This is a genomic window from Desulfatibacillum aliphaticivorans DSM 15576, from assembly GCF_000429905.1.
Lineage (GTDB): Bacteria > Desulfobacterota > Desulfobacteria > Desulfobacterales > Desulfatibacillaceae > Desulfatibacillum > Desulfatibacillum aliphaticivorans.
Genome location: NZ_KE386984.1, coordinates 1 through 21,922, shown reverse-complemented (window position 1 = coordinate 21,922; position 21,922 = coordinate 1). Strand labels below are relative to the sequence as shown.

At 52.4% G+C, this 21,922-nt stretch carries 15 protein-coding genes and 1 CRISPR repeat array; of the genes, 7 read left to right on the top strand and 8 right to left on the bottom strand.

Annotation, left to right across the window (positions count from 1 at the left end; translation table 11 throughout):
- Nucleotides 1–4: 4 nt before the first annotated feature.
- A CRISPR array of direct repeats spans nt 5–1,125; the repeat unit is 28 nt; unit sequence CTCATAACCCCTTATAGGGATGGATAAC.
- Between the two features lie 123 nt (nt 1,126–1,248).
- From cas2 to G491_RS0128475, 8 genes are read right to left on the bottom strand one after another with little or no spacing between them, the layout of a single operon-like run.
- Entirely contained in the window at nt 1,249–1,563 is a 315-nt protein-coding gene (cas2, locus tag G491_RS33045; protein WP_035220653.1) for a CRISPR-associated endonuclease Cas2, read from the bottom strand.
- A gap of 13 nt (nt 1,564–1,576) precedes the next feature.
- Nucleotides 1,577–2,545: a CRISPR-associated endonuclease Cas1 gene (cas1, locus tag G491_RS0128505; RefSeq protein WP_028316958.1), complete on the bottom strand. Its 969-nt coding sequence runs from the start codon at nt 2,543–2,545 to the stop codon at nt 1,577–1,579.
- A gap of 10 nt (nt 2,546–2,555) precedes the next feature.
- Complete coding sequence (locus G491_RS0128500) at nt 2,556–3,101, bottom strand: CRISPR-associated protein Cas4 (RefSeq protein ID WP_028316957.1); 546 nt, start codon at nt 3,099–3,101, stop codon at nt 2,556–2,558.
- Nucleotides 3,061–5,031 carry a DEAD/DEAH box helicase gene (locus G491_RS0128495; protein WP_028316956.1) on the bottom strand — a complete coding sequence of 657 codons (1,971 nt, stop codon included), beginning with the start codon at nt 5,029–5,031 and terminating at the stop codon, nt 3,061–3,063. The genes G491_RS0128500 and G491_RS0128495 overlap by 41 nt, the downstream gene beginning before the upstream one ends.
- Entirely contained in the window at nt 5,022–5,663 is a 642-nt protein-coding gene (locus G491_RS0128490) for a hypothetical protein (RefSeq protein WP_028316955.1), read from the bottom strand. The genes G491_RS0128495 and G491_RS0128490 overlap by 10 nt, the downstream gene beginning before the upstream one ends.
- The gene (gene cas7d / locus G491_RS0128485) at nt 5,660–6,664 is read right to left on the bottom strand and encodes a type I-D CRISPR-associated protein Cas7/Csc2 (RefSeq protein ID WP_028316954.1); all 1,005 of its coding nucleotides are present in this window, start codon (nt 6,662–6,664) and stop codon (nt 5,660–5,662) included. The genes G491_RS0128490 and cas7d overlap by 4 nt, the downstream gene beginning before the upstream one ends.
- Nucleotides 6,664–9,528, bottom strand: coding sequence for a hypothetical protein (locus G491_RS0128480; protein ID WP_028316953.1), 2,865 nt, complete (start codon nt 9,526–9,528; stop codon nt 6,664–6,666). The genes cas7d and G491_RS0128480 overlap by 1 nt, the downstream gene beginning before the upstream one ends.
- Entirely contained in the window at nt 9,525–10,259 is a 735-nt protein-coding gene (locus G491_RS0128475; RefSeq protein WP_028316952.1) for a CRISPR-associated endoribonuclease Cas6, read from the bottom strand. Before G491_RS0128475 ends, G491_RS0128480 begins: the two co-directional genes overlap by 4 nt.
- Before the next feature lie 137 nt (nt 10,260–10,396).
- Here G491_RS0128475 and G491_RS33040 point away from each other — a divergent pair, with 137 nt between their 5' ends.
- The 7 genes from G491_RS33040 to tnpA all read left to right on the top strand — a co-directional run.
- The gene (locus tag G491_RS33040; RefSeq protein ID WP_051327586.1) at nt 10,397–11,230 is read left to right on the top strand and encodes a WYL domain-containing protein; all 834 of its coding nucleotides are present in this window, start codon (nt 10,397–10,399) and stop codon (nt 11,228–11,230) included.
- A gap of 527 nt (nt 11,231–11,757) precedes the next feature.
- Nucleotides 11,758–12,201: a hypothetical protein gene (locus G491_RS0128465; RefSeq protein ID WP_028316951.1), complete on the top strand. Its 444-nt coding sequence runs from the start codon at nt 11,758–11,760 to the stop codon at nt 12,199–12,201.
- Between the two features lie 65 nt (nt 12,202–12,266).
- On the top strand, nt 12,267–13,178 hold the full coding sequence (locus G491_RS0128460; protein ID WP_028316950.1) for a transglutaminase domain-containing protein: 912 nt from the start codon (nt 12,267–12,269) through the stop codon (nt 13,176–13,178).
- A gap of 204 nt (nt 13,179–13,382) precedes the next feature.
- Entirely contained in the window at nt 13,383–17,903 is a 4,521-nt protein-coding gene (locus tag G491_RS0128455; RefSeq protein WP_157468698.1) for an Ig-like domain-containing protein, read from the top strand.
- Nucleotides 17,904–17,945: 42 nt separating this feature from the next.
- Nucleotides 17,946–19,361 (top strand): tetratricopeptide repeat protein, encoded by a 1,416-nt coding sequence (locus G491_RS0128450; RefSeq protein ID WP_028316948.1) that lies wholly within the window; start codon nt 17,946–17,948, stop codon nt 19,359–19,361.
- 77 nt (nt 19,362–19,438) lie between these two features.
- On the top strand, nt 19,439–21,505 hold the full coding sequence (locus G491_RS0128445) for an RHS repeat domain-containing protein (protein WP_169829541.1): 2,067 nt from the start codon (nt 19,439–19,441) through the stop codon (nt 21,503–21,505).
- Between the two features lie 210 nt (nt 21,506–21,715).
- On the top strand, nt 21,716–21,922 hold a 207-nt coding region (gene tnpA / locus G491_RS35180), incomplete at its 3' end, for an IS66 family insertion sequence element accessory protein TnpA (RefSeq protein ID WP_428829367.1).

Here is a 21,922-nt window from a genome sequence, read left to right as displayed (position 1 = left end):
CCGTCTCATAACCCCTTATAGGGATGGATAACATCGCCGTCGGAATCGTTTAAAAGCCCCTGGATGAACTCATAACCCCTTATAGGGATGGATAACCCCGCAACACGGGGCGCTTTAAGCAGTGTTTCGGGCCTCATAACCCCTTATAGGGATGGATAACTGTGGCTCGGTTTGGTGATGATCAAAGCGTTATATGCTCATAACCCCTTATAGGGATGGATAACTCGGCAAAACGGCCCTGATAGCCTGGATTATCCATTCTCATAACCCCTTATAGGGATGGATAACCTGGGAAAGCACGGGCGATAGCCAGTCCTCCGCAGTCTCATAACCCCTTATAGGGATGGATAACCTGTTCCGGTCCTTGGACATGACCGCCGAAAACGTCTCATAACCCCTTATAGGGATGGATAACTTGACTACATCGGCATGATAACCGTGGTCACTGACGTCTCATAACCCCTTATAGGGATGGATAACCCTGACTGTTAAGATACGCCTGCGTGTCCTGGCCCAGCTCATAACCCCTTATAGGGATGGATAACCGTACACTTTGCCCACGGTCAGGTTGCCGGAGGACAACTCATAACCCCTTATAGGGATGGATAACCCATCCGCTAAATCATTTTCGTGACGCCGGGAAAATCTCATAACCCCTTATAGGGATGGATAACTAAGCCTATCTGGAAGCAGTCTACCCCAGAGCAAAACTCATAACCCCTTATAGGGATGGATAACCCATCCGCTAAATCATTTTCGTGACGCCGGGAAAATCTCATAACCCCTTATAGGGATGGATAACTAAGCCTATCTGGAAGCAGTCTACCCCAGAGCAAAACTCATAACCCCTTATAGGGATGGATAACCCAAAACAGGGAAACCTCGTGCTCCGAGTTGTTCACAACTCATAACCCCTTATAGGGATGGATAACACGGGCATTTTTACCCTGGACAACAGCCCTGGACAGGCTCATAACCCCTTATAGGGATGGATAACGTCTACTTCAACAAGCCCGAGTTCGCTCATCGGGTTCTCATAACCCCTTATAGGGATGGATAACCAGAACCTCATGGGCTACCCGCAACAGGGCGCTGAACTCATAACCCCTTATAGGGATGGATAACCCTTTTAATCATTGCAAAAATGCTTTGTTTTGTCCATTTTTCCAAACATCTTTTTTGAGAAAATCAGTAAATTCGACTTCACACCCCGGGGGATTTTGCAGGACCGGGGGTTGAAGTTGGGGATCAGAGCACCTGGTAGTCGGATTTATGGCTGGAGTCCTCGGTGGTCAGGACTTTGCCTTTTATTGCACCGTTTTTCGGTTTTTGACCGAGCAGGTGCACAATATTGATGTTATGGCGGTTTTCCGCGGTGATTTCGGTCACGCGGTCTCCGGGCAGGATGATCTCGTGGATTTTGTTGCGAAGCTCCAGGAGTGCGGCTTCGGGGAGGTCGCCGGTAAACACGGAGTATTGGGTGTGGGAGAGGTATTTCCGCAGGAGTTTGCGGAATTTGTGGGTGCGTTTGGCTTCCACGTCGTAGGTCATGACCACGAACATGATGCGCCTCCTTTCAGGGCTTTCGTTTAAAGGCTTCGTAGGGGGTCAGGCCCATGACGGATCGTTCCAGGGCCACGGCTTCGCGGTAGATCCATTCCCTGTAGGATTTTCCTTTGTATCGTTCCTCCAGGCGGGTCGAAAAATGCTCGGCCGCATGGCGCCGTCCGGTTTCGGTCAGCAGGCAAACCTTGTCTTTTTGGGAGAACCAGTTATCCGCCAGGATGTTTTTCCGGATCAGGCGGAAGATGAGGTTGTCGGCCAGGATGGGCTTGAAGGGTTCGGCCAGGTCCAGGCTCAGGGAGGATCTTCCGGTTCCGGGGGAATGAAGCCACGAGAGGGTTTCCTCCAGGTGGGTTTTATAGACTTCATGGCGCACGGCCGTGTAGGTCAATTGGTTGAAAAATGAAATCAGGCAGTTGATGGGATTGTTGGGCGGCCTGCGAATGCGCGGGGCGAAGTCCAGGCGAGGGTCCACAATGGGCCAGGCTGCAAAGTAGCGTGCGTGGAGGACGCCTTCGGCGCCCATGAGTTTGGGGATGCTCGGCGCCGTTTCGATTTTTTCCGCCATATTGTCCATTTGCTCCAGGATCGGGTCCAGGCGTTTTTGGCCCCGGTATTGATAATAGGCCAGGTTGGCGCGCATATTGCGCCAGGCGCCCCGGACGATTTCTCGGGCCGTTTCCAGGCGGATTTGGTCATCCAGGATGCACCGGGCCTGTTCTTTGACGACCCGGCCCGAGGGGTTTTGAGGCTTGGGCTCGAAGGAGCCTTTGTAGTAGCCGTAGTAGTCGAACACGGACACCCGCACGCCGTGGGCGCCGCATAGGCAGAGAAAGGCGGAGTTGAAGCGTCCCTGGCCCAGCATCACGATGTGGCGGATTTTTTCAATGGGAAAAAACCGTTTTTGGCCGTCCATGGAGACGATCAGGGTGTTTTCCCTTCGGGAAAGATTGGCTTCCCGGGAAATAAACAATGTTTCCACAATCGCTCCTTTAATCGTAGCCGCAAAAGACGGCGGCCGAACAGGTTTGACACAATGGGATGGGACGGGCCGGCGGGACTTCCGCCTCGCCGGCCAGGGCTTCCAGGCGCAGGGAGAGGCGGTTCATTCTGTCCAAGGCTTCCCTGTCCATGACCACGTCCCGCACCTTTTTGGTGGACAGTACGTGGGTCTTGGCGGTCCAGGCCTTTCCCGTGGCGATGCTCAGCATGAGGGCGTAAAAGGCGGTCTGGCTGTCCGCGGCCTCTACGGCGCCGCCCGTGCCCTTGTTTTCGTGGACGATGTTGTTTTCCCAATCCACCATGTCCGGCGCCAGGCCGAATAGCCCGGCTGTGGAATGATCCCTTTTAAACGCGTTGGCGTGGCGCACGGCGCCTAAAGCCACTCTGGCGTGCCAATGGGCGAAGTTGACGTTGTGCATGTACAGCCACGCCCGGCGTTCGCACAGGGCCGCGTGCTGAAAGTGGAGGCCGTGGAGGTTCAGGCGCTCCACCCGTTCATAAAACGCCTGCGCATGAATCCATTCCCACGTCTGCATCGCTCACCACCAGGCCTGTCAACTGCACCAGTTTTACGGCCGCATCCAGGCATTCCAAAAGTTCGGGATCGCTCGTCCGGGCCAGGTCGTACCATTTATCCTCCCGGAGTTTGTCGCACCAGTTTTTGACGAGTTCGCCGTTAAACGGAAGCTGTTCGGTTTCCAGCTTGTGGGGAAACCGGGCCGTTACGGTTTTTTGCACGCGGTTTTTTTTGTCCAGCATATAGGAATCCAGGGCGCCGGAGATATGCACTTCAACCTCGTGGTTTTTTCCTTCCAGGACCGGGTATTGAAACAGGATCTCCGTGTTTCTTTCCAGCCAGTATTCGGAAACGTCGTAATTTTTTCCATCCGGCTCGAACACACGGATTTTTGCGTCGAAATCCCGGAGAGTACGGGCTTCGTTTTCAAACCTGTCCAGCCAGTCCTTGGCGTATCGGCCTATGGTATGGTGTTTTTCCAGTTTTCGGACCTGGGCGATGAGCGCTCCCACTGCTTTTGCGGGAGGCGGCTGCATGTCCCGCAAATGGGCGGCCTGGAACCCTTTCATGCTGGGATGGGCGATGAGGGCCCGCCAGAACAGCCCGGCGGCGTAGGCGGCCCGGTTGGGCAGGGCGCCGAACAGGATTTTTTCGGGCTGGGGCTTGAACTGTTTCTGAAGGGATTTGGTCAGGGAGAGGGTCAGGGATTCGATGTCCGAGGCCTGGTTTTGGTTGGCTTCCACGAATTTTTTCAGCTTTCGAATCCAAGGCCCTCTTTGGACGTTTTCGTCCAGGCGGACGAAAACCCGGCCGTTTACGTCGCCCCGGGCGGCCCTGCCGTACCTCTGCAGGAAGTTCATGGCCTGGAATCCGGGCTCCATAAACAGGAGGTTGGCCCGGAAGGTCACGCCCATTTCCACGCTGGAGGTGGCGGTCAGGAACTTGTACCGGCGGGGATCCTCGGCGCGTCCATGGCGGAAGAATCCGGTTTTTGCGCCTCCTTGTGTGGAGTCGTGAATGCTGCTGACGGCCAGGGCCTCTCCGGGGTTAATTCCGGCCTTCGCTAAAACGGATTCCAGGCGGGGCAGCTGCGTATGGAGGCTGCGCAACTCGTCAAAGATCATCACCGCCATGGCGCCTGAGGCAACTTCTTGACGCAGGGCGTCCAGGTTGTCCTCCACAAGGCTTGTCAGGTCCGGGGCCTGCCGAAGGCTCAGCCTGACGTCCCCGTGCACCGCCCTGCCTGCATCCTGTATAGGCTCTTTGACAAGGACGATCTTATCCTTCGGCACGCCCATCTTGATAAGGACAGGCGCGATGTCCAAAGGGGTGGCTGACAGGAAGCTCACCTTCATGGCTCCGGATTCCCAGGTCGCCGCCAACAATGCGGTCACGGCGGCCAGCCCGAATCCCCGAGGCGATATGGTGTGAAACTCGTCGAAAACCACGTGGTCGAAATTTTCGGCGATGTCCAGGATTCCCACCCGGGAAAGCCCGGGATCAAGCGCGGGGCGAAGCAAAAGCCAGGACAGGGTTTCGGGAATGGCGATGATCATTTCCCCGCCGGGGCGCGTCAGGTCCAGGCCCATAATTTCCTTAAGCCGCCGAGCCGGGACATGGCCCACGCCTTCGGCTTTCAGCTTCTTGGTTTCGTCCCCGCTCCAGACGGCCAGTTTGGCCTTTGCCTGCTCTTCGGACCAGCCGTCCTGGTTGATTAGGTCGCTTTTAATCCCGCCATATAGATTTTGGGCCAGCCTGCGGGTTGGAACGATGAACAGGACGCGCTCTCCCCGGGCCATGGCCTGCTTGAAGGCGTAGCTTTTGCCCGCTCCCGTGGGCGCCGAAGCGATGCGCACAGGAGCGGGGTTATTCAGCAATTCCTCTTGCATGGGGGAAAGGCCCGTTTCCGGGTCCTTTCCCACGCAATGTCGTGCGATGACTAGGTCCATCGGCTCACCTCTTCGGCCGCCTGATCCAGGGAATACTCAGGCGTCAATTGCAGGTTGTGCAGGCAATACCGCTCCACCTCCAGCTCCCGGTCGAAAAGCCAGGCCGTGGAGGCGTTCAGCCGCACCGGAAAATCCTTCCGGGCCTGCGTCAGGGCCAGCATGCCGCTTCGATGCAGCCCGATCCGGACGACGATGATGGAGGCCCCCAAATACTCAAAAGGATCGAAGCCGTCCAGGCCGAACAAGGCGCCGGCAAACTCTTTGTCCGGGGGGATTTCCTGGATGTGGAAAAACTCCTTGAGATTCCCCTTTTTCGCCACGTCCTGGACGGCTTTCTGATACCCTGCCTCCCCGTCCAGGTTCAGGCGGCGGGTCAGGGGTGGCAATAGCTCCGGTTCATTCGTGGTAAATACGGACGCCCGGAAGGGCATGGCCTGTATATGTCCCTTGTAATCCTTGGGAGGCAGGGCCACCCTGGCCTGGGTCATGCCGAGAGCCAGGGCAAGGCCGAAGGCCACGGCCCGGTCGCCCGCCAGTTCGGGAAGCGTGGCCGTGCCGCCCTGAACCATCAGGCTGTGGTAGGCGAAGGGCGTGAGGGTTTTCGCTTTGACAGGAAGAATATTCACTTTCATGATTTTTTCCCCGTTCCAAACCAGTTGTCGAAAAGATCGCCCACTTTCAGGGCCGCCTTTTTGTACTGCGCTTCCAGCGACGGGTCCTGGTTTTCGAACCGGGAAACCAGTTCCGTCTGATAGTCCCGGGCCTCCTTGCCGTCCATGGCGGTTTCGTAGGCTTCGGACAGCATTTGATGGATGGCCGCCTCCGCTTCGTTTGGCTCGGTGAGGTCCGCCTCGTACCGCGCCAGGGCCTTGATGATTTCGTAAGGCGAGGACGCCGGTCGCTCGAATTTGGCGCCGTACACGCCCACGATGGAGGTGCGGATGTTGGTGCCCGTGACGGAAGTCTGGCCGCCGTATGTCCCGGCCACGCCAATGGAGAGCAATAGGTGGTCCAGGGCTTCCGGGGGTAAAAGCCTGCCCTGGGAGGAGAGAACTTGCACCATCAGGGTTCCGGGCGTTATGAAATGGCGATTGAACAGGTTGTCGCTGTTTTTCTTGCTTTCGGCGTCAAACAGGGTTCCATCTTCAAAGGCCCGGTTATGAAAGGTCTGGTCAACGCATTGGTGCTTGGGCAAAAGGCTCAGGCCGTCGGAGTAATTGACTCCGCTTTTTACGGGCAAGACGTTTTTTTCCCGCATGGCGGAGTCGCCGAACACAAAGGTGTTGAGGTCGTAAACTTCCGAAACGGACTGTTTTTTTCCGATGACGGTTTTGTTTTGGGGCAGGCGGCCTCCCACGTTGTAGGCCCGGAGGATCTGCATGCCCCGGTTTTTTTCAGGATATTTAAACTTGTTGGGCACGGCCCGCACATAAACCTCGCCGTCCACTTCAATATCCGTGATTTCCTGCTCCGCGTTGCGAAAGACCACCGGCGCCACGGCTTCCCTCAGCAAGACCACGTTTATGACGCCCAGGTTTTTCAATGTCGGGTGAATGTATGATTTTATCTTCTCGCCATTGCTTTCAGTGGTCATGGCGTCCAGATTCCCCAGGTATTGTTCAAAACATTTCATTATTTGTCCTCCATTTGTTGGGATTCTTCCGATTTATTTTTTCTTTGCTCGAAGTTCTCCTTGTGGGTGTATAGGAAAGACATCCGGTATACTTCGCACATGAGCCGTTTCGCTTTTTGGGTCGGGATCTTCCCCTTAAGCGCCTCAAACCACACTTTGTCCACAAACCACTCCGCCGTCATTAAGCACCTATCCTTTTGGCGTTCTTGGTTATGGCTTAATCCTTTATTTCGTTTTTCCAGGTTGTTTTCCAATTCACCTGCAACTCCAAAAATCAAGGTCTGGCGGGCGTCCTGTCCAATGCTTGTTAAGCCAATGACAGTGTCCATACAAAGATTGAAAACCATCCGCTCTTCATTGTTAGAGCCTTTTCTCGGCCATTCTTGAATGGTCGCGGCCTTACGCCCCAACTCAACCAATGCTTCATCCTGGTCAGTCATTTTTAATGCTCCTTTCATGTATTCTTCAAATTGTGATTTCAATATTACAGCCGTTCGCAGGTTTTCCTCTTTGTCTCTAAATACCCCGCAGGAGAGGCACACGGCTTGAAAACGAGTGGATCGTCCAGCGTAAAGGGTGAGGACATCATATCCCAGTCCGTGGGTTTCTCCGATGGCTCTGGCGACTTCCAGCTTTTCCAGGGCGGGCAAAATTTGCTCGATGCGCAGGCTTTTTCCTCCCAATAAATCCTGGCAGACCCGGGGCATGGCGTCGTAATAAAAAAACGCCTTTTGCCGGAGGGGAAGGCCGCGAAATACATGGATGGGCCGGCCGGTTCGTAAAGCGGCTTTTAGTAGAAGCCGCATGACGTCCAGTTGATCCACGGTTTTCTCCGGCATGCGTTCGAACCGGGCTATGCGATGCCTGTTGGAAAAAATTTCGCACCCTTTCAGCACCTTGCCTTTTGACAGATCCTCGCGGCTGAGGTCGTAGATGGAAAAGCCGGGCAGGGCCTTGTCGTTGGTGACGGCCAAACCGCCGAATAAACCCAACGTGGCGGGCGATGAAACCAGGCTGGGCACGCCGCCCGCCCTGCCGCCCAACTGGGAATGGACGTCCGTTCTGATTCTGTGTTCGGCTTTGGAAACAGGACTTACGTTGGTGTGCGCCTTTTGCATGGACACGCTTTCGGGGCGATTGTCGCGCCCGGAAAAGGCGGAAACCTTGACTTCATACAAACCGTCCGCCTGGGCGATGGAGTCGGAAAAATCCATAGGTTCTCCGGTGAACAGGCATCGGCCTTTGGCCTGAAGATCGGCTCCTTGAATTCGATTTTTATTCAACAGGGCTGAAAACCTCGATTCGAGGCCTTCCAGAATTTTTCCTCCGCCTTCAGAAATAAAATAAGAAAAACCTGGAATTTCGTCCGATCCTTCCAGCCATGTTTTCAATAGGCCTTCATCGCTGAATATTTTGCGTCCCAGATCATCTTCGTCCTCGGATAATACGCAAGCCCACAAGGCAAGCAGGACCCGGCGGGAATGGCCGTTTTGTATCTTGGAAATCCAGCCGGGAGGAATGCTTTCCATAAGGTCAAGCAGGGCTTTTTCCCGAGCGTCGTAATCAGGGACTCCCGCCTTTGCCGGGGCGTCCACTTTGAGATTCAGCAAGAGGGTTAACAAGGCTGCCTTGCGAACCCACAGTTTTTCCTGATCCTCGAGCTTTTCCAAAGTAGAGAACAGGGATGACAGTCCCTGGCTTTTGTTGGGAATATTAGCGGCAACATCCACCTCTTCGAGCAGGCGGCCCAGGTCGTCGTGGATTTGCGCAGCTATGTCGAATTTTACTTGAAACAGCGTTGAAATCTTTTTTTCCGACATGTCTTCCAAAACAAACCGGGAAAGCTCGCCCATGGTAGGGCGGGCGTTCAGCAAACTAGGCATTCCGCGATTGGAAACATCCAAATCCAATCCAAAAGGCAGCTTGCCTTTCAGGCTGTCCAGCCCTTTTCGGAGGACGGCGTCGTAACCCTTTTCCGGCAGGAGCATGAACAACCGGCCGTCCTGGTGGGTTTCGATCAGGGGCGGCAGGCCGGCCTGATGCAAGCAGTGAAAGGAAATCCAGCGCTGCAGTTCGTCCAGCAAAAAGGGATGGTGGGGATCCAGGAGTTCCAGGGCCTTCCATTGGCGGAACACGTCCGCGTCTACAGACCGGTCGGTCTCCAGGCGCTTTTTCACGCCGGCGAGCCCGCCTTTTTGGGGATCATCCAAGAGCCAGGCGCCGTCCAACTTGTCGGCGAAGCCCACAAACAAGGGCAGGGCGGCCAGGTCCCTTGGCGGAGGCTGGCTTTCCTTATGGCGATGCGCCTGGGTTCCCTCCACCTTTTCGATCAATCCCAGCCATTGGGCCGGGGATAGCTCAATGCCGTAAGCTCGGCAAAATGCGGAGACTCCGTAGGTCGTGCAAAGGTCGTCAATGAGGGACGGCGTCAGGGCTTGGGACCGGGGCAGCCCGGCGATCTTGTCCGCATCGTGCATGAATCCCAGGGCGGCCAGGGCGGCGAGGCGGCTTTTTAAAATCTCCTGGTCCATACCGGGATTTTGCTGAAGGCATTCCAGGGCGTAAAACATCATGGCGCCGCGCCCCACGGACAAGAGGTGATCCAATAAGGTGACGTTGGCGTAGCGGCTGCGTTTGGCGTTTTCGTCCGGGTCTTCGGAGTATCCGCCCTTGCCGCTGAGGGTCATAAGCCGGACGAATCGGACGTCTGCATTTTTCCCGGCCTCCACCTTTTTTCGGGATTTTTCGGACAAACCGCCTATTCGCTCCTTTGCAACATAGCCTTCCACCACGGCTTCCAGGAAGTGGGAATAGACCTCGGCGACCAGATCGGTCGCGGGATGGATTTTGCCTGTGAAAGTCATCGCCCCACCCCCCTTTCAGCCGTTCCAATGCAGCCGAATCCCATGCGGTTTTTCTCTCCCAGACCGGCGCACCACGCCAGTTCCAGGTCCCGGAAAGCGCCTTCCAGCACCAGCGGGCTTTTCATGCCGATGACGAAAGACTCCCTCCCCTTATTGTCCCTGCGGGTGCGCACCAATACGTGGTGGCGGGGATGGGTGCGCAGGTAGAGGGAATCGGGCCATGCGCGGATTTGCACCGGACGCCCGGCGAGCCGGGACAGGCGGGCGCTGACCGCCTCGCCCACGGGAAATCCCGACAGGTCGGTCAACCATTTGCGGCCGTTGCGTTGGGCCTTGGGTGCGGAAATAGCCAAGGGCGACAGCATGAGTGCGCCCATCTGGTTTTGTCCGGGAGCGACTGGGGGCGGATCGTCCTCCACGGACGCCTTGGAAAAGTCCACGGCCTCGCCTGTAAGAGCCCGGACGTGCCGGATTTCCTCCGGCCGGACTTGCTTGAGGATTTCCGCCAAATCCGGGTCCGGGCTGCCCACAACCAGGGTGTGGACGAAATTACAGTCCCGTCCCCGCCATCCCAGAGCGCCGAAATGCCAGGGTTTGGCGTCAAATCCCACCACGGATTCGGGGTTCGCCCCGGCGGCGACCCAGGCGTTGACCAAGGCGTCGTGAAGAACGTCCAGGTATTGGTAGGACTCCGCGCGTTGTTTGGGCGTTTGAATGCGAATTCTATGCATTTTTACACCTCTCCTTTGCTAAGGGTTTGCCAATGAAAAAATACATTTGATTATCATTAAGTTGATTGACCTGATGAATATCATGGTGTTAGGGTGGGGGCAAGGAAAAAGTAAACCCAAAGGGGAGATTATGTGTCATGAAACATGACATATCCGAGCGGGAATCCCAGTGGTTCAGCTTCATAGAAACACAACTGGCCTGGACGGGTTGCATCCACGCAGGCGAGGCCGCCGAATACTTCCATACGGCCCGGCAAACCGCCCAAGGCTTTATCAAGGCCTATCAGGAAAAGTTTCCGAGCCAGATGGAATACGACCCCCACAAGAAACGTCATATAAAAACAACCGATTTCACATGCCATATTACCGAAGACGAACCTCACCGCTTTTTGGATTTCGTCCGCGGCCAAGCCTTGGAAGGCAGGTTCTGGCAAAACGATCCCGCTATGGATTTCCTTATCGCCGACGCTGACATTTTTGGACGCCCACGGCTCTCCGGCGAAATCCTTCGAGAAATCATATCCGCCATGGCTTGCAGGAAACGGATGGAAATCCGCTATCACAAGAAGGCGGGCGCCCTGGACAGCCTGAAATGGAGAACCGTTTCGCCCAATCGCCTGGTTTATACGGACCAGCGCTATCACTTGAGGGGATTTTGTGAAACCAGGCAAGATTACAGGGACTTTGTGCTTTCCAGGATTGTGGAGGCGAAAATGCTGGATGATGAGAGGCCCGAAGAGCATTGGGTTTCCAGCTTTGAGGATCGGGCATGGCAAACTCCTGTTACACTGCGTTTTACACCTAACCCGAATCTTGATGAAGACCGGAAAAGGGCCGTCTCCGAAGGATACGACCTGGACTCGGAAGGCCGCCTTAGAATTGAAACTAATGAGGCTCTGGCCTATTACGTCCGCCGCAGGCTGTGCGCCCCGGATAGCGAACTCGCCATCGCAAAATGGGTGGAGTTGTAGAGTCATTCGCCGCCGGGCGACTTCGTCGAAAAGGGCAGATAGTCAATATCGATTGAGCCATTCTTCCGACTGTACATCTTCGTCCGCCGGGCTGGTGAATTTTGACGAGGCTAACCCATTTTTTATCTTAAAATCTTATCCCATCAATATCATTAATTATCCTGATAATCATATTTCATTGACATTATTTATCGTTGATATCCTGTGTTTTTTCTCTTTGACCGCCTAAGACGTTTTGTGTAAAGTTCCCATATACATGGATCTACTATGTATATTCTCGGATCATAACCAGTTGGATTACCAAGAAGTTGGTGGGTTTTTCGAAGGGGAACGCCTCATCATCCCGCACCGGACCTGTTATGTCCGGGCGCCCTCTTGTATTTTCATCTGATTATTTCCGGCCGCGCCATACATTTGTTACGCATTACAAGCAGTAATCCGTCATTTGACAGCGGGACGTCAAAGCGCCTTGCCTCTGCACTATTGGGCTCTGCGTTCGTCCTCTCTTGTTCTTTTTAGGGTGAATTATGAAATTCAAGATCCTTTTTGCCATGCTGATAGCAATCCTTCCGGCCCTTGCCTCGCCTGTCTTTGGGGGGACGCCTGAACAGGATTTCACAATTATCAAGATATCGCCCCAGGACGGCAACGCCGTTATTCAGTTTCCCGGCAGGGGCCTTCAACTGGTCAAAACCGGAGACCGGGTGGAAGGGCTGGGCCTCGTCAAGGAGGTAGCAGAAGACCAGCTACGCGTTGACGTTGCAACCGCCAAGGGCCTGGAAACCTGGATTATATCCCTGGAAAACGGGGAGCAAACCGTAAAAAAGATGTATTGGTACGAGCCGGACCAGCCCTTGCTCTGGGCGCCCGACCGTTCCGTTGCCATTCCCATAGAGGATGAAGACATGGCCGCCTGGGCGGATGTAAACGGAACCGAGGAGACGCCGGCGTCTCAACCATCTGAAAACTAAAGAAATTTCGCACAAGAAATCCGATATTCAAGCAGCATATTTTCCGATTTGAGGAGAAGGCATCGATGCATCGTCACTTTCAAACAGCGCTTACCATTCTTATTGTTCTGACGCTTTCCGTCCTTTTGATCCCCGCCGCTGGGTTTTCCGGGCAGGCGGATATAGAAAAGGACATGCAGCAAAGCCTTCTTTCCTGTCGCACCCTGGCCCTGTCCATGGCCCAGAGGATGAACGCCGGAAAATCCGTTGACTCGCAGCTTGAGGACCTCCAGGCCCGGATTCTTGTTGTGCGTGCAAATCACATGCTGTTGACCGAACGCTTTTTGGTTCGGGAGGAGTCCGCCTCCCAGGCCGGCGGCTTGGCCCTTTCCCGCCACCAGTCCATGACGGCCGACTACCAGGCCCGTATGGACGAGTTTTTCTCCGCGGCGGGCGTTTTTGAAGAATTGGAAGACGCCGCCGGCATGTCCGTCCGCAGCCTGGAAAATTTGGCGGAAGCCATCGACCGGATTTTGCCTGAGCGCAAGCTGCCCATTTACGGCGCCCTGCCTTACAGAAACCTCAATTATCCGGCGGTAACCCCCGCGACCGAACCCGAAGTTACGCCCGCCTACAAGGGCGGCGACACGGATGTCGCCGGCGCCGACACGGCGTCCACGGATCTCGCGCCCATTGATGAGGAAATTTCCGCCCTGGCCGAGACCCTGGAATGGAACCCGGTCAACATCTACGAGTGGGTCAAGAACAATATCGAAACCGAATGGTACTGGGGCGCCATGAAAGGCGCTTTGGGGACTTTGCATCAAGAAAGCGGAAACGATGCGGATCAGGCGGCCTTGCTGGTCGCTCTGCTTCGCGCTTCGGGATATCCCGCCCGGTACGTGCACGGGGTGATCGAGTTTCACCCGGACGGCGTCAAGGCCCTGGATCTTACGGGACTGGAAGACGAGCAAGAGGCGGCCGTATTTTTCCAGTAGGCGGGAATCCCCTGCGAGCCCGTGATTCAAGGAGGAATAGTCGCCAATTATCGTATAGAGCACATTTGGGTGGAAACCCAGATTCCTTACGCCAACTATCGCGGCGCGGCCATGGACGGCCACGGTCCTTCCTGGCTGGGCCTGGATTCCAGCATCAAGGCCGCGGGATACACGTTCAACACGCCCCTGGATTTTCCTCAGGACGTGGACCTGCCGACCGTCGCGGACGAATATCTGCAGACATACCGGGACGAAACCCCTCTGGACTTCCTCCAAACCCAGGTGCAAACCGCCCTGGCTGATAGCGGGGAATACACCGCCGTGCTCAGCTCCCGGGAGTTGAACGAGGAGATTTTGAACATCGTCCCGTCCAGCCTCCAGTTCCGGCAGATCGCAGTTACGGGCGAATACGCGGACTTGCCTTCGGATCTGGTGCATCAGGCCCGGTTTGTGGCCAAAGGCCCGGAGGGCGAGGAGCTTTTTGACGTCACCCTGAACGTCCACGCCCTTTCCAACCAGCAGGTTCTCATGGAGCATGAGCCGGAAACCGTGGAGGATCAGGAGATCATCAATTCCTACGGCGGCCTGGGCAATACCCCGGCTTATATGGTCAACCTGCGGCCCGTGCTGAAAGTCGGCGGTGAAAGCATGGCTGTCGCCCGGGACGGCTACCCGGTGGGCGAGGATTATTCCCTGGATATTACGTTCATTTCCCCCAACGGAGAAATCGCCGTATCAAACGCTATGGTCAACGGCGCCCGCGCTTATCTTGGCGTCTTCTCCCAAAAGGCGGAGTCCCTGAAAACCGTGGCTGACGAGGACAAAAACGCAGCCAGGATTCTCCAGGAAGTCGCCGTGAGTTACGTGGATCAGTGGAATCAGGCCGAGGATGAATTGGCCTCGCTCCTGCGCTTGTGCATATCAAGACCCGTTCCCACCCTGGTTGTGGTTGGCAGCATGGTGAACGTCACCGATCTATTAGGTGCTCCCCACGGCTTTGACTGGAAAGGCGTGTATGTGGACGCGGACCTGCGTTGCACTTCGGTTTCTCCGGCGGCTGCCGGGGACGATTCCGGCCAGGCCATCACCGCTTTTATGTATTACTCCAGCATGCAGGGGTCGATTCTGGAGGATGTGGTTCTCACCGAAGCCTTTGACGTTCCGGCCATGTCCACGGCCCGGCTGTTGGGCCTGGCCAGCTCGCTCCAGATCCCTTTGCTGACCATAAATGCGGATAACGAGGATGACCTTATCTCCACGCTTCCCTTTTCCGATGAAGTCATCGCCGACATTCGCAACGCCGTGAATCAGGGCTACGAAGTCGTGGTCCCGGAACAGGAAATGGCCGCCGATGACTGGACCGGCGTGGGATATCTTAAAACCGATCCCCAGACCGGCGAAAGCGGCTGGATGCTCTCCGGCATGATCGCGGGCGCCAACACCATCATTCTTCCTTCTTACACACCCGTGGAAAGCATGAGCGGCGAGGCCGTGCAGGACGATCCTTCCAAGGCCTCGCACATTCAAAAAATTTTAGACACTGACGGGAATTTTGGTGTAGTCAACCAAGTATTGGAGTCAAATCCCCAAGTTAAAGTGACGGATGATGAGGGGAATGCGGTCTCCGGTGCTGATGTGACCTTTGAAGTTCCTCCATACCATGGAAGCCTTTTTGCTCCTGGTAGTGACGGAGAAGGAGAAGGAGCCTCGCAAACCACGGTTAAAACCGACGATAATGGATATGCTGAGGTTCTGTGGAAGATGAGTACTTCCACAAGCGACAATCCTGTTTATGGAATAAGTAAAGGAGATCAGTACTACACCCAGTACGGACATCATTTGCTTTACGCCTCCCTGGAAAGCGGGGAGTCGGTCAGTCCCTTCCAGGCATGGGCCGCGCCTGACGAAGCTGCTCAAATGGAAATTGTTCAACCCACCGGCGACGATAGAAATTATCATATATACACTTGGGCGGGACCGCTTCAGGTTCTTATCAAGGATCAGTACGGCAACTTTGTTTCAAACGAACCCGTTACATTTACGGCTTTGGAGCGAACCAAAAGATGCGATTATTATAGAGGCGACATTACTAAGGCCGAGCTTGTTGACGCTTATGCCCCGTGCCTTGACAACAACATCCCGTCCTACGGCGACTGTTCAGGCCAGCAAGAAAGAATCGTGAATTCCGATATTGGAGCGGCCGCTGTTCAGGTATTTGTCGGCGATTATTGGGAGGCGACATACCCGGTGCGGGTGGCCTGTATGGATTTTAGTGAGACGATTGATTTCAAAACGCATGATCACGGAGCATGCATTTTTTTTGATGAAGACACATATACCACTGGACCTGGCACCATAAATCTCGGGATTGAAACACGCTCTTATGTCGACAAGTTCGGTAATATCATTAACGCCATTCCGATTCCGCCTCCTCCAAAGGCAGGCGATGAGCCTGTCGAAGCCACAACGGATATAATGCTCAAGCATTATTGCATTATTGAAGAAATTCAACATAATTGGGGTATGTGCTGGCCTCTTAAGAGATATTCTATCTTTCCCATAAGCCATTATGCCATTCCGCCGGACAATGGCATTGAGGAAGGCGGATACAAAATTTTTGTTAACGATAAACAAATACCTTCCGAGTTGATAGACGAAGATGCATACATAATAAACTACCGGTATTCCATGGGCTTTACCCCTAAAAAACACGTCATTGACTTTTATTCCGGAGCCGTTAAGAGGCTTTGTTTTTTAGGGTGCGGCCATTATGATGATACCGGCTATTGTTATCGCACGTACGCTCGCTCCGACTATACGGTATCCACAACCCGGTGGCTGGTGGATGTGAAGTGGGAGGAAGCTGTAAAGGAGAACGTCTATTTTCTGGTGGATGAGGATGGGTATGTTTTGGAAGATACCCCCATTACATATACCATTTTACCCGAAGACTATACGGCGCTGTCTGCTCAGATCAATGTTTACGAAGACGGCCATTTGTATACTTACGGAAACTGTTCAGCTTCGGGTGAAAACCATGTCACACTCGCCAAAGGAACCCGGTTTAACCTGGAAAAGGAATACACGGCGGAAATTGTCCTGAACGCCGGTACGGGCAATGAAATCAAGTCCTTGAGCACTAATCTTGTTCCCGTGCATCGCTCCTTTCAGGACAAGGTTCCGCAATACGCACTTGCGGATGTCCCTGACGGACGGGGCGAGTGCGATAATTATTTCCTTAGGGAGAACAGCGACCATCAAGACCTGGATATTTATTATAAAATCTTACCGGAAGGATTGCCGGTGAGCAGGGCGAAAATTAAAATTTACACCGGTATGGATGGAAGACCGGAAACCATTGAATGCCCCAAAGATAATGGAGGATTTCTGACCGGAAAAAACCTTCACGTCACCTGGACGCCTCCCTTGCCCCAGGATACCAGTTCCACCGACAATCCCGGATTTTACAGGATTCAGTTGGAAGTCCAGGTGGATGGCGGCGCCGCCTTTCCTCCCACGGACATCAAAGACGGGGATGAGGACGTCCGGGGCTGGCAATGCCCCCAGGAATGTCTGGCCGTCCACGATCTGTTTTGGAAGCATCGGTTGATAGTGCATATGGATCCACGTGATATTGGACAACCAACAAATATTGCAGAGTTTCATAATTTTTCAAATAGCGGTAACTTTGAGGTGTCATCAGACGAAAAAAGCGTTGAATTGATAGACCCTGATAACAGTGAACCTATCGTCAGGCGCTGGTGGGGAACTGGAATCCGTGTACCAGTTTCTCAAAGACCAGACTATCCAAATTCATCATTACCTTTCCAAGAATTTGATTTTTTGGATCTTTTCGATGACAATGAAGTTTCACGTGGTGAATGGGATAAGTATCCAAAATGGCAAATTGGTGTTTTCAAAACTAATCCAGGATCACAAACAATTTATCATTCAGTAAACAGAACTGATTCTCAAGACTTTCTTTTTTTGCAGTTTTGGATGTTTGAGAATTTTAGTACCGGAGCGCATAATATTCCAGGCAAAAAAATAAATGAGTTATATGGTCCAGAAGTTGAACATGAGGGAGATATGGAGCACTGTCATATAGCAATTCGTTATAAGCACCCAAATAATTTCGCCGAAAAATCGAATTGGCTAGTTTCCTATTCAGCAACCGCCTCTCAGCATTACTATGCACAGACGCTTCCATGGTATCGAAATGTTGGAACTCCTTCACTGGAAGCCTGGCAACAAAAATTTGTAGAGCACGGTGCATGGAATGGAAATTCAGTCTCTATTCCCGAAATAGTAGCTCACGATTACAATGATCAACGTTTGGTTGTATTTATTGCAATGGGAGCTCATGCTACCTATTTTGCGGCAGACCTTCTTATAGACGTCGATGAGTTTACTAAATTAGGCACGGAGTGCCAGTACAATTACAATGCGTTTTTGGCTTATGACAAAACATGTAGGAATCCAATAAAGTACTCACTTTCACCTTTGAGTGGAAATGAATGGTTGGATACTTTTCTTGGACGATGGGGATATGTCAAACGCCGGTATACCCTTCCTTGGACAGCCTTTACTTTTGGGCCGCCAGGCCCATCAGGGCGCTATGCAGGAGGAAAGGACGGAGAAAGAGTATACTTAAGAGGGAACCCTGTTCAGTTGCATAACCAGTCATTGGCGGAAGCGCTTCAACAATGGAAAATTGAAAAATAATTTTGTATTTTGAATGTTTCGCCAAAACAAAGAGAGGTAAATATGCACTATAACTTTCGAATAAAATTAACTATATCGGCTTTGCTTCTATTTCTTTACGTCCCTGTGAACTTAGGAGTGGCGGGTAGTTATGAGGAGGATCTACAGGCCTGTTTTTTTGTTGGCGCCACTCCTGAGTACACCATTTCCTGTTTGACTGAAATGTTAAAAGACTACCCTGAAGATGCGGATATTTTGGTTGTTCGTGGGTATGCATATTTCAGAAAGGGAGACTTTGACAGTGCGATGCAGGATTTGAATCAAGCCCTCATATTGGACCCTAAAAATGTGGAAGCCCTAAACATTAGAGCGTCTGTCAAAAGAGGACTTGGGGATGAGGATGGAGCCTTAGCCGATGAATTGCTCCGAAAAGAGATTAAGTCTTCCGGTTATGATAGGGTCACTGAATCCTACAATGAAGACATCGCTAAAGATCCAAATAACCCAGACCTTTACGCAGAAAGAGGAGCTTACAAAGGGTATACCTTGGAAGATCATGCAGGGGCGCTTTTGGACTTTGATCGGTATTTTAGCATGGTTAATGGCCAAGGGGAGAGAGTGGTTTTTTATGCCAAAGCCCATTCCCAAGAACAACAAGGGGATTGGGGCGGAGCAATCGAAACATATACAGCTTGCATTCAGGCATTTGGAGAGAACCCAGATCCAGAGGATTTTAGAAGGAGGGCAAATGCCAGAAGTCATATTGGAGATAGCGCCGGATTTGAGACGGATATGGCCGAATACTCTGCAATGTTGCGATCGGGAATTGCTGAGAAAGAACAATCATATTCAAACGCCATTGAGAGGAATCCCGACAATCCAACGCTCTATTTCGAACGCGCCCAGTTGCGAAAAGAACTGGAGGACTGGGAAGGCGTTCTGGCTGATGCGACCAAAGCCTTGGAATTATTCCCTTCCGATTATTATCAGCCCCACGTGCTCTGGTGCCGAAACTTAAAAGAAGAAGCCGAAAAAGAGGTCTCGTACATCGGCAAGACTCCCGAAGAAGTCTATTACATGAAGAATAAAGGGCAGATAGACACCCTGACATCCATTTTGGAAACCGATCCCACAGACCATGAGTCTAACTGGCTAAGATCAGAATACAGATGGGGCTCAGGCCAATATGTCGGCGCCATCGAAGACATAGAGAAAGCTCTTAAAGCGAAGCCTAATAAGGAAGCCTATTTGGAAATGGCCAATGAGTTGAAAGGCTCAGCCGATGAAATGCTTTCCGAAGACTCTTCCCGCCACCTGATTTGGTGGGCAAGGGGCAAGCTCAAATGGCTGCTTGGGGATTTCGAAGGCGCCATTGAAGACATGGAGCAGGCGGTTTCTCTCCAGCCGGAAGAGACCCTGTACCTGGAGACGCTGGAGCAAATGCAAACCGACTTTGCCGCCATGCAGACAAGCGAATAATTTGCACTCATGTATTTGTTTTAACGCTTCTTCCAAACAGCTTAGCAGCCTGTATTGCGGGGGCTGCAACCGGTTCTTTGACATTTGAGAGTGTTTGCGGCAACGGGCCTTTGCGGTTTGTGCGCCAGCGCCATTGGAGGTTTTTTGATCAAACTTTTTGCAAAAAGTTTGCCGCCGGGGGCTTGTTTTTCTATCGGAACGTAAAAACCCTGGTAACCAACCAATATGGAACGGAGACCGTTTCCCAATACGGTTACGGCTACGACGCCCTCGGCAGGAGAACCAGCGTAACAAACAGCGGGACAGCCTTTGACGAGCCTGCGTTTAATATCTATGGGTATAACTCCAGGAATGAGCTTACAGCCTCCAATCGCTACTTGGGGACCAGCATTATTGACACTGCATCCCAGGTCAACGATGAAGCAAGGGCTTACGATTATGACCCCATCGGCAACCGCATCAATGCACAACAGGATTACGACATCAGCGCCAGTGCGCCCATTACCAGCACCTATGTGACCAGCAGCCTGAACCAATACGAGTCAATCTCTAAGGGCGGCGACAGCATCTCCCTTGATTACGACGATGACGGCAATTTGATTCACAAGGACGGCGTACAGTACGTCTTCAATTGCGAGAACAGGCTGGTCGAAGTAGCGCCGCTGGCTCCCGTGATTGGGGATACAAAGGTCGCTTTTGCCTACGACTACAAGGGCAGAAGATACCTCAAACAGAATTATGTCTATTCATCAGGCGAGTGGTCTTTAGTTTCCACCTCGACCTCCATTTGGGAAGGCTGGAACCGCATCCAGGAAAAAGTGGTGTTGGCCTCGGACGGCTCTGAAGAAACGACATCCTACATTTGGGGCCTCGATCTAAGCCAGAGCTTGCAGGGCGCTGGAGGAGTGGGCGGTCTGATTGCCGTGGTGGATAATGAATCTGAGGTCGATTTCTTCCTGTATGACGCCAATGGAAACGTGGGGCAGCTTGTCAATGCCGCCGATGGAACAATCGACGCAGCTTACGAGTATGACCCCTTTGGACGCCTCATCAACGCACAAGGTTCCAAGGCCAACCAGAACCCCTACCGCTTCTCCACCAAGCCCATGGACCAGCAGACGGGCCTCTATTATTACGGCTACAGGTATCTGGATGTCGATCTTGGCAGGTGGGTCAGGAGAGACCCTTTTGGGTATAAAGGGGGCATCAATTTAAATGCGTATATAAAGAATAGTCCTATTGGTCTGTATGACATATTAGGCCTTTCAGGAGGGAACGGTCCTGTTTTTGGAGCGGAGTTCTATATTGGACTGGGCTTTAGTAGAAGTGGAAAGTTTCATATCAGTTCGCTTAGAATAGTTGGGAGCGCACAGCAGGGGCTATGTGACGATCTTTTGGTAAAAGGAGATTTTAATTTTAGATTTTATACCGATGGCTTAGGTACTTCTGTTGTTGAGAGTAAATATGGGGGAAAAAGGTTCTATCCATATGGTTTTGATATAACGGGATCAATGTATGCGATTTTAGGTAATGGACAGGGTGGGGCGGTTCCTTCTTACACTCTCAATTACCACACAAAATCAGCCATCGATAATAATTTTAGAAATTCACTAACCTGGGGGCAGTCTTTTAACTACAATTCAAATGTTGAAGCGACGAGAGATGGTTTCATAGGTTTCAGAGCAGACAACTTTTACTTTAATTACAATAATGATGTTCCCGAGTTCCCTACATACGGGGGGGGCAGTGATTATGCATGGACTGCAGGAGCTATTGCCGGCGTTCTCGTGGGAGATCGAGAAACTTTGGAACTAGGGTATCAAGACTTTACAGGGATTTATCAGTGGGAAAACAAAGATAGAACTAATGCAAGACTGGAACATAAGATCAATGGGAGACTCCACTACTCACAAACTGAAGATCAAAGAGGATTAAACAGGGCAATTTGGTATTTACGAACAGAAGGGGATTTTGGCAATGTTACTGTTGATATTGAAAGTCCTCCTTTTATCAACGGTCAGCACATTATCCATGATCTAAGAAAGATAAATCGTTTTGAGTATTTGCAGGAAGGTGATGATTTTAAGGAGTTTTCGATATCGTTCATGCAACTCGTAAAGTCAAGGAGTAATAGTGATGAATAGCGTTAGAGGTACAGTACTTTTTTTAATAATTATTGGTTGCATTTTCACTACTGTCCGGTTAAGAGGTCAAAAAAAGAGGGTCTGAAGCTCCTTTTTATGTTATAATGTCTTCACCACAAAGCACTAATAACGTAACCGTCTAAACAACCGCATCTTCACGGGGTGGTTGGGATGTGGCATAAGAATTTCCATCTTTTGAAAGGAGATTCCATGTCACAAGAAGCAATTTATCCGACGAAGAGCCGAGAAGATCGTTTTTTCGCACCAAGCCAAGACCTGTCCGATCCCAAAGCCAAACGTCGGTTCTGGGAGCATCACCTCGCCCGATGCCGCCAGAGCGGCCTTACGCAAAAAGCCTATTGCCAAAAACACGGTCTCAAGCTCCATCAGTTTTATTACTGGAAGAAGCGGCTGATG

Coding starts and splice junctions, on each gene's coding strand:
- G491_RS0128465 (WP_028316951.1), top strand. CDS start 11,758: ATGAAATTCAAGATCCTTTTTGCCATGCTGATAGCAATCCTTCCGGCC.
- cas7d (WP_028316954.1), bottom strand. CDS start 6,664: ATGAAATGTTTTGAACAATACCTGGGGAATCTGGACGCCATGACCACT.
- G491_RS0128475 (WP_028316952.1), bottom strand. CDS start 10,259: ATGCATAGAATTCGCATTCAAACGCCCAAACAACGCGCGGAGTCCTAC.
- G491_RS0128480 (WP_028316953.1), bottom strand. CDS start 9,528: ATGACTTTCACAGGCAAAATCCATCCCGCGACCGATCTGGTCGCCGAG.
- G491_RS0128500 (WP_028316957.1), bottom strand. CDS start 3,101: ATGCAGACGTGGGAATGGATTCATGCGCAGGCGTTTTATGAACGGGTG.
- G491_RS0128460 (WP_028316950.1), top strand. CDS start 12,267: ATGCATCGTCACTTTCAAACAGCGCTTACCATTCTTATTGTTCTGACG.
- G491_RS0128490 (WP_028316955.1), bottom strand. CDS start 5,663: ATGAAAGTGAATATTCTTCCTGTCAAAGCGAAAACCCTCACGCCCTTC.
- G491_RS0128495 (WP_028316956.1), bottom strand. CDS start 5,031: ATGGACCTAGTCATCGCACGACATTGCGTGGGAAAGGACCCGGAAACG.
- cas2 (WP_035220653.1), bottom strand. CDS start 1,563: ATGTTCGTGGTCATGACCTACGACGTGGAAGCCAAACGCACCCACAAA.
- G491_RS33040 (WP_051327586.1), top strand. CDS start 10,397: ATGAAACATGACATATCCGAGCGGGAATCCCAGTGGTTCAGCTTCATA.
- G491_RS0128450 (WP_028316948.1), top strand. CDS start 17,946: ATGCACTATAACTTTCGAATAAAATTAACTATATCGGCTTTGCTTCTA.